Annotated in this window: 9 protein-coding genes; 4 read left to right on the forward strand and 5 right to left on the reverse strand. The window is 71.1% G+C overall.

Translation table 11 applies throughout. The features are described 5' to 3' along the window. The first annotated feature begins 244 nt into the window (after positions 1–244). Complete coding sequence (locus AC0IY1_RS07025) at positions 245–1438, forward strand: GNAT family N-acetyltransferase (RefSeq protein WP_471768684.1); 1194 nt, start codon at positions 245–247, stop codon at positions 1436–1438. 82 nt (positions 1439–1520) lie between these two features. Here AC0IY1_RS07025 and AC0IY1_RS07030 read toward each other — a convergent pair whose 3' ends face one another. Further along, positions 1521–3887 (reverse strand): GumC family protein, encoded by a 2367-nt coding sequence (locus AC0IY1_RS07030; protein WP_471768686.1) that lies wholly within the window; start codon positions 3885–3887, stop codon positions 1521–1523. A gap of 186 nt (positions 3888–4073) precedes the next feature. Here AC0IY1_RS07030 and AC0IY1_RS07035 point away from each other — a divergent pair, with 186 nt between their 5' ends. From AC0IY1_RS07035 to AC0IY1_RS07045, 3 genes are all read left to right on the forward strand, one after another. Continuing rightward, entirely contained in the window at positions 4074–4646 is a 573-nt protein-coding gene (locus AC0IY1_RS07035) for a polysaccharide biosynthesis/export family protein (RefSeq protein ID WP_055951446.1), read from the forward strand. Positions 4647–4857: 211 nt separating this feature from the next. Then, the gene (locus tag AC0IY1_RS07040; protein ID WP_471768688.1) at positions 4858–6093 is read left to right on the forward strand and encodes a glycosyltransferase family 4 protein; all 1236 of its coding nucleotides are present in this window, start codon (positions 4858–4860) and stop codon (positions 6091–6093) included. A 108-nt stretch (positions 6094–6201) separates the two neighbouring features. Beyond that, positions 6202–7728, forward strand: a complete 1527-nt coding sequence (locus AC0IY1_RS07045) for an undecaprenyl-phosphate glucose phosphotransferase (RefSeq protein WP_471768690.1) — start codon at positions 6202–6204, stop codon at positions 7726–7728. A 108-nt stretch (positions 7729–7836) separates the two neighbouring features. Here the strand turns inward: AC0IY1_RS07045 and AC0IY1_RS07050 are convergent, their stop codons facing one another. The 4 genes from AC0IY1_RS07050 to AC0IY1_RS07065 all read right to left on the reverse strand — a co-directional run bounded on the left by AC0IY1_RS07050 (position 7837) and on the right by AC0IY1_RS07065 (position 12698). Then, the gene (locus AC0IY1_RS07050) at positions 7837–8196 is read right to left on the reverse strand and encodes a hypothetical protein (RefSeq protein ID WP_471768691.1); all 360 of its coding nucleotides are present in this window, start codon (positions 8194–8196) and stop codon (positions 7837–7839) included. Positions 8197–8457: 261 nt separating this feature from the next. Next, a complete protein-coding gene (locus AC0IY1_RS07055; protein WP_055951460.1) occupies positions 8458–10890 on the reverse strand; it encodes a TonB-dependent receptor in 2433 nt (810 codons plus the stop codon). A 264-nt stretch (positions 10891–11154) separates the two neighbouring features. Further along, positions 11155–11790: a hypothetical protein gene (locus tag AC0IY1_RS07060; RefSeq protein WP_055951463.1), complete on the reverse strand. Its 636-nt coding sequence runs from the start codon at positions 11788–11790 to the stop codon at positions 11155–11157. Beyond that, complete coding sequence (locus tag AC0IY1_RS07065; protein ID WP_471768849.1) at positions 11790–12698, reverse strand: ABC transporter permease; 909 nt, start codon at positions 12696–12698, stop codon at positions 11790–11792. Before AC0IY1_RS07065 ends, AC0IY1_RS07060 begins: the two co-directional genes overlap by 1 nt. Between the last annotated feature and the right edge of the window lie 9 nt (positions 12699–12707).

Raw genomic sequence — 12707 nt, forward strand, 5'->3', positions numbered from 1 at the left:
GGGGCGGGTCGCGGGGCAGCGGGCTGGGGCGCGGCGGTCTCAGGAGCGGACATGGTGAATCCGTTTCGGCGTCGCCGCAGGGGACCACGCCAACCGGCAAGGTTTCGTTACCCACGCGCGCAGACAGGGGCAGCGTGTCGCCCCGTCGTCACCGCCGGGTTAAGGGCTGCGGGGTCAGGGTCGGCCCAGCAGTCCGGCGGATCCCGATCCGCCGGTCCCCGAGATTGATGGCAAGGATGATGAGATGGCCGTTCTCGCCCATGAACTGACCGGAGCCGGAGCGATGCGCGCGCGGGTGCGGCACGGCCTCGCCGCGGAGGTCTTCCCCGATCTGGCCGCCGCCGAGGCGCTGTGGCGGTCCCTCGAGGCCGATCCGGCCGTCCTGGCCACGCCCTACCAGCGCTTCGACTGGGTCGCGGCCTTCGCCCGGACCGCGCCGGGCGCGGACCTGCGGATCGTGGTCCTGCGCGACGCCGCCGGGCGTCCCCGCGTGCTCCTCCCCCTCGTGGTCGCCCGCGAGGGCGGGGCGACCGTGGCCCGGGTCGTGGGCGAGAAGCACGCCAACTACCACATGCCGCTCTTCGCCTCGCGCGAGGCGGCCGCGATGCCGCCGGAGGACCTCGCCGAGGCCCTGCACCGGTTCGGCCGGGAGGCCGGGATCGACGTCTTCGCCCTCTCGCACCAGCCCCGCTTCTGGGACGGCGCGGCCAATCCCCTGCATCACCGGGCCGAGCCCGCCCCGAGCGACGCCTACGGGCTGATCCTCGGTCCCGATCCGGAGTCGACGCTGAAGCGCGTCTTCAGCAGCGATGCCCGCAAGAAGCTGCGCGCCAAGGAGCGCAAGCTGGTGGAGGCTTTCGGTCCCGTGGCCTGCCGGCGCGCCGAGACCCCCGAGGACGCCGAGCGCGTCCTCGCCGCCTTCTACGTCCAGAAGGCCGCGCGCTTCGCCGCCATGGGTCTCGCCGACCCCTATGCCGATCCGGCGGTGCGGGACTTCCTCGCCCGGGCGGCCTCCCCGGCGGGCGGGTCGGCGATCGAGGTGACGTCCCTCGTCGCCACCGAGACCGGGCGCATCTTCGCGGTCTTCGCCGGGGCGGTCGACGCCCAGCGCTACAGCGGCATGTTCACCGCCTTCGACGCCGACCCGGCGGTGAGCCGCTCGAGCCCCGGCGACATCCTGCTGCACCACCTCATCGGCGACCAGACGGCCCGGGGCCGGCGGACCTTCGACCTCGGCGTCGGCGAGGCCCGCTACAAGAGCAGCATCTGCGACGAGACCATCGCGCTCGGCGAGGTCGTCCTGCCGGTGACCCTGCGCGGCCAGGCCTTCGCCCTCCGGACCCGCGCGGTCGCCCGCCTCAAGCGCCGCATCAAGCGCGACCCGCGCCTGACGGCCCTGGTGACGCGCCTGCGCCGGCGCCGGGCGGTGGCGGAGTAGCGGTCCCGCCGAACGCGCGGCACCGCCCTTCCGCGGATGCGGGGGCGGTGCCGGGTGGTTCGACGATCGGGGGTGGCCGGGTTCAGGCGGCCGAGAGGCGCAGGGGCATCGCCTCCTCGGCGAAGGCGGGCGCCTCGGGGGCCAGGGCCGCGGCGGCCTGATCCTGGGCCACCAGGATCTGGCCGGCGCCGGACGCCTCGGCCAGGGCGTAGAGGTCGAGGAGGTCGGCATCCTCGGGGTCGCGGTCCGAGGCGATGATCGCCGTATCCATCAGGCTGCCCGCCACCGCCAGGATGTCGCGGGCGGTGCGGGCCTGCGGCGTGCCGAGGCGGCACACCACCCAGTCATAGGCCTGGGCCAGGGCGTCGAGGGTGATCGCCAGGGCCTGCGGCTCCTCGGCCAGGACCGCCGCGTCGACGAAGCCCCGCGGAATCGCATGCAGGCGCGAGCCGGGGATCGACTGGATCACGTCGAGGAAGGCGGCCTCGCCGGCCACCAGGTCGGTGAGGCCGACATCGTCCGCACCGCAGGCGGGGCCGTTGAGATCGAGCACCACGACGCTCGCGCCGGTCGCGAGGCTGCTGCCGAGGCTGACGGCGAGGCCCGCCTCCCGGTGCCTGGCCGGCACGGCCTCGATCACCAGGACGGCGCGGCCCGCGCCGGACCGGGCCGGACCCGCGCCGGTGCGCAGGCGGGCGATGAGCGGGTCGAGGGCGTAGGCACCCGCATCGGTGGCGGTTTCGGCGGAAGTCTCGGCAGAGGTCGCGACTGAAGTGTCGGCGGGGGTCTGGACGGCCTCGGTCCGTGCCGGGGTGAGGGTCGGCCGGGTGGGTGCCGCCTCGGCCGTCGGGGCCGCGCCGGCGGCCGTCAGCGGGGCGGCGTCGGAGCTGCCGGCCTGCGCCGTGGCGCTGGCGCCCTGCCGCGCCAGGGCGAGGGAGGCTTCGGGGAAGGCGAAGGGCTGGCGGCCATAGGCGGGGCGCTCCGCCTCCGCCTCGGACTCCTCCTCGCGCCGGCGGCGGCGGCCCGGGCCGTCGGGATCGCCGAGGAGGTGGTGGGCGATGACGCCGCCCATGGAGAACAGCAGGCCGAGCACCGCCGCCAGGAGGACGATCGGCAGCTTCTTCGGGAAGGACGGCGTCTCGGGAGTGATGGCGCGCGAGACCACGCGGGCATCGGCCGGGGCGGCGCTCTCGGCGTCGCGGGCCGAGGCCTCGCGGTAGCGGGCGAGGTAGGATTCGAGCTGCTCGCGCTGGGCCTTCGCCTCGCGCTCCAGGGCGCGCAGCTGGACCTCGCTGGAATTGCCCTTCGAGACCACCTCGCGCTGCGCGTCCACCGCCGCACCCAGGCTCTCGACCCGGGCCTCGGCGATGCGGGCATCGTTCTCCAGGGTGCGGACCACGCGCTCGGCGGTGGCCTTGATCTGGGCGTCGAGGTCGGAGATCTGCGCGGTCAGTTCCTTGATGCGCGGATGGGCGGACAGGAGGGTCCGGGATTCCAGGGCGAGCTGGTTGCGCAGGGTGATGCGCTGCTCGACGGTGCGCCGGATGATCTCGTTGTTGGCGACGTCCGGGATCTCGAAGGCGCGGCCGTCCTTGATCATCTCCTTGATCAGCTTGGCGCGTCCGGCGAGGTCGGCCTTGGCGGTGCGGGCCTGGGAGAGCTGGGTCGAGAGCTCGCCGAGCTGCTGGGCGCCGAGGGGCTGGCCGCTGGCGCCGCCGGTGGCGATCAGCCCATGGCTGGCGCGATAGGTCTCGACCTTGGCCTCGGCCTCGGCCACGCGGGTGCGCAACGTCTCGATGTTGCCGCCGAGCCAGGTCGAGGCGTAGCGGGCGGTGTCGGTCTTGGCCGCATCGAGGGAGGCGATGTAGAGCTCGGCGATGGTGTTGGCCGCCTGGGCCGCGAGGTGCGCGTCCTTCGAGCGGAACTCCACCGTGAGGATGCGCGACTTGCCGGCCGGGTAGACGGTCAGGCGGTCGAAGTAGGTCTCCAGCATCCGCTCCTCGGGCGGACGCTCCATCGGGTTCTTGGCCAGCCCGATCATCATCAGGGCGCGCTGGAGCGGGCCGAAGCCGGCGACGCCGGGATCGAACTCCGCATTGCCCGCCAGGGACAGCCGGCGGATCGCCTCGCGGGCGAGATCCCGCGACATCACCACCTGCACCTGGCTCGCCACCGCCTGCTCGTCGATGGGCTGGGGCTGCTCGCCACGTTCCTGGGCGGTGCGGGTGTAGGGCGTGTCGCGGCTCTCCAGCAGGATCTTCGCCTCGCCGGTGTAGCGCGGCGAGACCACCTGCACGAAGGCGATGGCGCCGATGGTGACCAGGGCGGTCGGAACGACGATCCAGCGCCAGGACCGGCGTAGCACGCCTGCGAGCTGAGACAGCCCCAAGCCCTCGCTACCGGCAGGAGACGCATCGCGCGTGGGCTCGAACAGCGAAGAGCGGGGCATGGCTCGATCTTTACGCAAGGCAAGGATGTCGACCGCGAAGAGGCCGGCTTTCCACGACTAGACCGGCTTAAGGTTGACCGGACGTTAAGAACCGCGCGTTTCGTGCGGGCCGGTGCGGGACGTCAGTCTTCGTTAACCATATCGGCTTAGGGCTGGAGTCGAATTCTCCTCACGACGGCAGTAGTGATGAACCGGCGATCACTCCTCTTAGCTCTTACGTCGAGCCTGGCGCTCGGCGGCTGCCTGCGCCCGGATTTCCGGACCGATCAGCTCGACACGACGGGCACCGGCTCCATCGGTGCACGCTACACCCTCTCCGCCGGCGACCGCCTCCGGGTCATCGTCTTCGGCCAGGACAACCTCTCCAACATCTACGCGGTCGACGGGGCCGGCAACATCGCCATGCCGCTCATCGGTCTCGTGAAGGTCGGCGGCCAGCCCACCAGCCAAGCCGCGCGGACGATCGAGGCCAAGCTCTCGGCCGGCTTCGTGCGCGAGCCCCACGTCACCGTGGAGGTGGACGCCTACCGGCCGTTCTATATCCTCGGCGAGGTCACCACCTCGGGCCAATACCCCTACGTCAACGGCATGGCGGTGGAGACCGCGGTGGCCATCGCCGCCGGCTTCGGTCCCCGCGCTGCCCGCGACTACGCCGTGCTCACCCGCGAGGGCCGGGACGGCCTGGTCTCCGGCATCGTGCCGATGACCTACCCGGTGCGCCCCGGTGACACCATCGTGATCAAGGAACGCTTCTTCTGAGAGCCCGCCTCCCGGCCGCGGCCGGATGCGAACGATGCTGCCGGGGCGGTTAGGACTCGCCTAACCGAATCGAGAACTATTCCGCTGATCCGGGCCTTCGCACGCCGCGGCGCGAGCCCGGCCTTAACGGTCCACGCACCGGTGGCGCGCCAAGGTCTCCCGACGGACGAGCGGCCGGGCCGCTCGCGCTACGGTGCGTGGAGCAGCTGTCGTGAACGCGTTCCCTCTCGGTCAGTCCGGTGCCAGCGGCCCGGGCGCGGCCCTCAGCGCCGCCTCGGGCGGCCTCCCCGCCCAGCGTATCCTGCACGTGTTCCGCGCGCCCGTGGGCGGGCTGTTCCGGCACGTGGTCGATCTCGCCCGCCTGCAGGCCTCGGCGGGCCACCAGGTCGGCCTCGTCTGCGACGCCTCCACCGGCGGCGAGCGCGCCGCCCAGGCCCTGGCCGAGCTCGCGCCCTGCCTCGCCCTCGGCATCACCCGCCTGCCGATGCGGCGCAACCCGCATCCCTCCGACCTGGCGGCGCTTCGCACCATCGCCCGGCGCGCCGCGGCGGTGGGGGCCACCGTCCTGCACGGGCACGGGGCCAAGGGCGGCGTCTACGCCCGCATGGCCGTGGTGCCCGGCCCCGCGCCGATCCGCGCCTATACGCCCCACGGGGGCAGCTACAACTACAAGCCCGGCACCCTGCGCCACCGGTTCTACATGGGCCTCGAGCGCCTGATGGGTCTGCGCACCGACGTCTTCCTGTTCGAGAGCGAGTACGTCGCCGGGCGCCACCGGGCCTATGCGGGGGACCCGCGCCGCATCACCCGCATCGTCCATAACGGGATCAGCGAGGCCGAGTTCGCCCCCATCGTGCCGGCCGCGGAGCGGGTCGACCTAGTCTATATCGGCGAGTTGCGCGACGCCAAGGGCGTGCCCTTCCTCCTCGATGCGCTCCTGCGCCTGCGCGCCGCGGGCCGCCCCCTGCGGCTGCTCATGGTGGGCTCCGGCCCCGATTCCGCCGTCCTGGCCGATCGCGTGGTGGCGATGGGCCTCGGCGAGGCGGTGTCCTTCGAGCCGCCGCAGGCGATCCGCCCGGTGCTGGCCCGAGGCCGGCTCATGGTGGTGCCCTCGCTGGCCGAGTCCCTGCCCTACGTGGTGCTGGAGGCGGCCGCCGCGTGCCAGCCCCTCGTCGCCACCAATGTCGGGGGCATCCCGGAAATCTTCGGGGCCGCGGCCTCCGACCTGGTGCCGCCCCGCGACGGGCCGGCCCTGGCCGAGGCCATCGCGCGGGTCCTCGACGAGGATCCCGAGGCCTCCCGCCAGCGCTTCGAGACCCTGGCGGCCTCGGTCCGGGCCCGCTTCTCGATGACCCGCATGGGCTCCGACGTGCTGTCTGGATACGCCGCGGCCCTGCGCGCCCGGGTTCCCGGCGCCGGCCATGCCGTCGCACCCACGGCTCCGTGATTCCCCGTCGCGGACCCCCGGCCCCGTGACGTCCGTTTCTCCGTCCCGATTCGACCCCCAGCCCCGCTCCCCGTTTCCAAGACGCGTACCCGAGCCCGGAAATCAGCCATGAGCGCCTTCGATGTCCGTGACCTGCTGGAGGCCGCGGGCCGCTTCGGACCCCAGTCCGAGGGTGGTCCGGCCGCGGCGCTCCCGCCCGCCGAGGCGCGGCTGCACCCGGCCGCCCCGAAGCTGCTCTCGCCCGTGGTGCTGGCCGGCTGCGTCCGGATCGGGGAATTCGCCCTGATCGCCGGGATCGGGATCGCCATTCAGCGCCTGCAGCTCGCCGGGATCGTGCCGCTGTCGCCGCGCTACCTCGCCGCCGCCCTCGGCCTGGCCGCCCTGGCCGTCTGCCTGCTCCAGGCCGCGGGGGCCTACCGCATGGCGGCCTTCCGCACCCTGCGCGGCTCCGCGCTGCGGCTGGTGGGCGCCTGGTCGCTGGCCTTCCTCCTCGTGGCCACCGCCATGGTGTTCGCCAAGATCGCCGACCACTATTCCCGGGTCTGGATGGCCAGCGTGTTCGTCGCCGGACTCGCCGCCCTCCTGACCGGGCGCTTCGCCCTGGCGCGGTTCATCACCGCCCAGAAGCAGCGCGGCCATTTCGACCGCCGCACCGCCATCGTCGGCGGCGGCCCGGTCGCCGAGGACCTGATCCGCGCCCTCGACGCGGAATCGGATTCCGGCGTGCGCATCGTCGGCGTGTTCGACGATCGCGGCGATATGCGCTCCGACACGGTGGTGGCGGGATACCCGAAACTCGGGACCGTGAGCGACCTCGTCGCCTATGCCCGCACCACCCGCCTCGACCTCATCATCTTCACGATCCCGATCGCCGCCGAGGACCGCATCCTGCAGATGCTGGCCAAGCTCTGGGTCCTGCCGATCGACATCCGGCTCTCGGCCCAGGCCTCGAAGCTGCGCCTGCGCCCGCGGGCCTATTCCTATCTCGGCGCGGTGCCGGTGCTCGACATCTTCGACAAGCCGATGGCCGACTGGGACATCGTCGCCAAGAGCATCTTCGACCGGGTGGTCGGCTGCGCGATGCTGGTGGCCCTGGCGCCCATGATGCTGGCGGTCGCCCTGGCGGTGCGCCTGACCTCCACCGGGCCGGTGCTGTTCCGGCAGAAGCGCTACGGCTTCAACAACGAGCTGATCGAGGTCTACAAGTTCCGCTCGATGTACGTGAACCAGAGCGATGCCGGCGCCGCCCGGCTGGTGACCCGGGACGATCCGCGCGTCACGCCCGTGGGCCGCTTCATCCGCAAGACCTCGCTGGACGAGCTGCCGCAGCTCTTCAACGTCATCAAGGGCGAGCTCTCCCTGGTGGGCCCGCGGCCGCACGCCCTCCAGGCCAAGGCCGCCAACACCCTCTACGACCAGGTGGTGGACGGCTACTTCGCCCGCCACAAGGTCAAGCCCGGCATCACCGGCTGGGCCCAGGTCAACGGCTGGCGCGGCGAGACCGACACCAGCGACAAGATCCAGAAGCGCGTCGAGCACGACCTGCACTACATCGAGAACTGGTCGATCCTGTTCGACGTGAAGATCATGCTGGCGACCCCGGTCTCGCTGTTCCGGACCAAGAACGCCTATTGAGAAACGCCCGCCGACGCGGCGGGTCCACCGCCCCCGAAACGCGACAAGGGCCGCCCCCCGGGAGGGGAGCGGCCCTTGTGCCGTTCAGGGGAACGGGGCGGAGAGGGCCTACGGCAGGGCGCCGGCCTTCTTCTTGACCTCGGTCATCGTGTCCTCGCAGCCCTTCATGTCGCCGGCCTTGTCCTGGGCGCGGGCCTTCGTGATCAGGTCACGGGCCTCGGCGACGCCGCCGGCGCTGGCCTTGGCAGACGGATCCGTCGGCTTCACGTTCGGCGCCTTGTCGAGGGCCTTGTCCGAGTGGGACGAGGTCGGGCCGCCGGGCGGCTCCTTGCCGGTGACCTGCTCGGCGCCGGCGCTGTCGAGGCGGCGCTCGATCGTGGCGATCTGCTCCGAGCAGGACGAGGCGAAGGCGGGTCCGGCCGCACCGAGCAGGATGAGGGCGGCGGGCAGGACGGTGGTGATCCGCATGGATGGGCTCTCCGGGGTAGGGTGGGCACGCAGGTCCGCGGCCCGGGTCGGGGTGTCGCGAGAGAAGCGCCGGCCGGCGGACAGAGTTCCTTTCCGGATCGCCCTCGCCTGGAGGCCCAAGCGTCGCAGGGTGTGGGCTGCGTCGCAGGCTCGGGACGACACCGGAAGGCTGGGGGCTGCGTCGCGGACCCGGCAATGCGAAGGGGCGCGGATCGTTGCCGATCCGCGCCCCCGCTCGTCCGCCCGACCCGGTCTGTCGGGCTACCAGGTCACGCGGACGCCGCCATAGGCCGAGAGCGGCTGCACCAGGGTCGTGGTGCGCGGATCGTTGATCACGAAGTTGCCCGCCACCTGTCCGGTCTCAGCGAAGGTGCCGAAGTTGGCATAGCGGTTGTTGAACAGGTTCGTGACCAGGGCGAAGACCTGCACGTTCGGGCTGATCTGGATGCTCGTGTTCAGGTTGGCGGTGAAGTAGGCCGGCAGCTTGCGGTTGATGTTCGACTCGTCGCCGCGGAAGTAGGACGACGAGAACGCCTGGAAGTTCATACCGAAGGTCCAGATCGGCGTGATCAGGTAGTTGAACCCGGCCTTGAACTGGTGGTTCGGGATCAGCGGGACGTTGTTGCCGCGCCGGACGTTGATCAGGCCGTCATCGGCGAGCGGGTTGTTCGGGGAGGACAGCTCGCCCTCGAACTGGAAGGTGGCGTCGATGAGGGCGTAGTTGCCGTAGAGGCTCAGGCGCTCGCCGACATACTCGCCCGAGACCTCGATGCCCTGGCGCTGGGTCGCCGGCACGTTGACGAAGTAACCGCGGGCGGCGTTGCCCGGCACCGCGACCTGCAGGATGTCGTTGCGCAGGTCGGTGCGGAAGGCGCCGATCTTGTAGTTGAACAGGCCGTTCTCGTAGAAGTTCGGCACCGTGCCGCGGAAGCCGACCTCGTAGGTCTGGCCGGTGACCTGCTTGAGCGGCGGATCGGCCACCAGCGAGTTCGGCAGCAGGCAGGGCCGGTCGGGATTGGCGCAGGCGAGCTCGAGGGGCGTCGGGGCGCGGTTCGACTCGGAGTAGCCGCCGTAGAGGTTCAGCCAGGGGAAGAAGCGGTAGGTCGCGCCCACCACCGGGTTCACCTTGGTGAAGTAGTGCGTCCCCGTCACGTCCGGCGAGAAGCCGGTCTGGTCCTGGGTCGCGATGCGGGCGAAGTTCAGGCGCGCACCGGCGGTGAGCGACAGGGCGTCGGTGACGTCGAAGGTGTCGAGGGCGTAGAGGCCCATGTAGAGGTTCGAGCCGGTGACGTTGCTCGGCGCGATGCCGAGGGCCGCGGCCGTGCGGAGCGCCTCGGTGCCGAGGCCCGGGATCGTGCCGTAGTTCGGGTTCAGCGGATTCGTGGTGACGCTGAGGTCCGGATTGATCACCCCGAGGGAGCTCGACGACTTGTAGGTGTAGTTGGCCGCATCGATGCTGCCGCCGACCACGAAGGTGTTGTTGTGGCCGAAGACCTGGTCGCGGTTGGCCGCCTGCAGGGTGCCGCCGTAGCCGGTGGCCTCGGTGCGGATCGTGTCGAGGGTGCCGTAGGGCACGCCCGCCGTGAAGGGGATGCGCTGGCCCTGGCGGCCCAGGATGGTGAACTGGTCGCGGAAGGCGCGGTCGCTGAGGCCGCCCCGCTCGAAACCGTCATCCTCGAAGCAGAGGAAGCCGCGGTTGCTGGAGCGCGTGCTGCACTGCTCGAAATTGCCGTCGTTGCCGTCGATCACGAACTGGCTGAGGCGGCGGACATAGGCGTTGCCCTGCAGGTCCCAGGTCGGCGAGATCGCGACCTTGCCGGTGACCTGGATCTGGCCCTGCTCGGTGGAGATCGTCTGGGGCGAGGTGAAGATCGCCCGCTCGTCGGCGCGGGTGAAGTCCACCGGCGTGGCGGCGGCGGCACCGAAGAAGGTCTTGGCGCCCGACGCGATGATGTGGAACTCGGAATCGAGGGTCTTGTGGCCGAGATCCGCGTAGACGCGGCCGATCTCGGAGGGCGACTTGATGCGCCAGCCCTCGTCGCGCAGGCCCTCGCCGGCGAAGTAGAAGCTCCAGGGGCCGATGACCTCGCCGTATTGCAGCGAGCCCAGGATGCGCCCGTTGGAGCCGCCGCTGACGGTGATCTCCTTGCCCTGCCAGGTGAAGCCGTTCTTCATCTCGATGTTGACCGCGCCGCCGAGGGCGTTGAGGCCGAAGACCGGGTTGCCGGTGACGATGTCGATCCGGTTGATCGCCACGGAGGGGATCAGGTCCCAGTTCACCACGTCGCCGAAGGCTTCGTTGATGCGCACGCCGTTCTGGTAGACCGCGAGGCCCTGCGGCGCGCCCTGGAGCGGCGAGGCGTCGAAGCCGCGATAGGTCAGGGTCTGGCGGAAGCTGTTGCCCTGCCCGTCCGACAGGTTCACGCCCGGCGTCTTGCGCGCCAGGGTGAAGGTCGGGTCGAGGGTGGCGCGGTCCTGCGCGAAGTCGGCCGCGGTCACGGTCTCGACGGTGTTGGGGATCTTGTAGAGCGATTGGCCGCCGCCGCCGCCCGTGGCGCCGACCGGGGTGGTCGCGACCACGTCGAGCTCGCTCAGCGTCACCGATTGCTGGCCGCCGGCGCCCTGCGCCAGCACGGCGCTCGGCAGCAAGGCCACCGACAGCAGCAAGCTGCTCCGCAGTGTCCGCTTCGTCATCCCCAGTCCCCCAAGATCGTCTTCGTGTGCCTGCCCCTTGGTCGGGGCTTCGAAGACAGTCTTGCGAGGATCGGCTGCTGAGAACAATCGCGCGCCGCGCGGATTCAGCGCTTTTGCGCGTTCCCGGCTTCGTTGGTCACATGGCGTGGCGCAACGGACACGATTTTTCTTACGATTTCAAAGGTTTGGGGAGAGTTCAGCAAGTCGCCCGGGAGGAAGTGGCAAGCGGTCCGGGGCCGCCAGGGCCCCGGACCGTCCGCCGCGTCAGAGGCGGGCCTGGATCTTGCGGGCGATCTCGCCGAGACGCTGCTCCAGCAGGGTCGGGACCTCGCAGACATAGGTCAGCGACTGGCTGCGTTCCTGGAAGATGCGCCGGTCCCAGGTGAACTTGGTCTCCAGCTCCGAGGCGTCCTTGGGGATGTCGCGGGCGTCCTGGACGCTCGGGGAATCCTTGGTGGCGCTGATCTGATCGGCTTCGTCGCGGATACGCTCGGCCATGCGGCGCTGGCCCTGGGCGTAGCGGCCGATGCCGGCGATGACCTTGTTGCGCTCGCCGTTGATCACCTCGAAGACGCCCGCAAAGACCCGGGTGAGGCGCTTCTCCTTGTCGGCACCGGCCTTGGCGGCGAAGTCCTCGAGCAGCGGATCGACCTCGGACAGGGGCGTGCGCCGCGAGGCGATCTTCTGGGCCAGGGCCGCGGCCTCGAAGTCGTCGCCCCAGGGGCCGGCCGCCTCGAGGTCCGGCCCGGTCCAGACCGTGCCCGGGCTCAGGGTCGAGACCTTGCGCTGGACGCAGGGCCAGTCCGGGTCGGATTTCGGCTGGGCGAGGGCCGGGCCGGCACCGAGGCCCAGGAGGGCGAGGCCCGCGAGGGTGCGGAGGGGGAGCGTGCGAGAAATCATCAGGAATTGTCTCCGGCCGGGCCGCCGCGCCGGGCCATGATGCCACGGCCCGGATCGTAGGCGACGACGGCGAGGGTGAAGAAGGCGAGCGTGGTCCCCACGACCACCGCGCAGGCGATCGGCTCGAACTGCCCGTAGAGGGCGAAGCGCACGAGCTGCACGGCGTGGGAGAAGGGATTGAGCTGGCAGATCCAGTACAGGGTCTCGGAGGATTCGCGGATGCGCCAGAGCGGGTAGAGCGCCGAGGAGGCGAAGAACATCGGGAAGATCACGAAGTTCATCACGCTGGCGAAGTTCTCCAGCTGCTTGACCATGGAGGAGAGCAGCAGGCCGATCGCGCCGAGCATCAGCCCCGAGGCGATGAAGGCCGGCAGCGCCGCCACGTAGCCGATGGCCGGGATGTCGAGTTCCCAGAACCACGCGATGGCCAGGAAGGCGTAGGCCTGCACCACCGAGACGGTGACGCCGGCGATCAGCTTGGCGAGCAGCAGGAGCCAGCGCGGATAGGGGCTCGTCAGCAGCACCTTCATCGAGCCGACCTCGCGGTCGTAGACCATCGAGAGCGAGGATTGCATGCCGTTGAAGAGCTGGATCATCACCGCGAGGCCCGGCACCACGTAGACCTCGTAGAGCACGTAGGTCTGGTAGGGCGGCTCGATCGAGACGCCGAGCGTGTTGCGGAAGCCCGCCGCGAAGATGAACAGCCAGACCAGCGGCCGGACCAGGGCCGAGAAGAAGCGCTCCTTCTGGTTGAAGAAGCGCAGCAGCTCCCGGCGCACGATGCCGCCGAGGCAGATGAGGTAGCCGACGGCGTCGAGGCGCCCGAGATGCGGCACCGGCGTCTCCGCCGGCGCGACGACCGGGGGCGGGGTCGTCGCGGTGGCGCGGGCAGCGGGGCTCGGAGTCATGGCGATGGG

The organism is Methylobacterium sp. AC690, assembly GCF_979256535.1.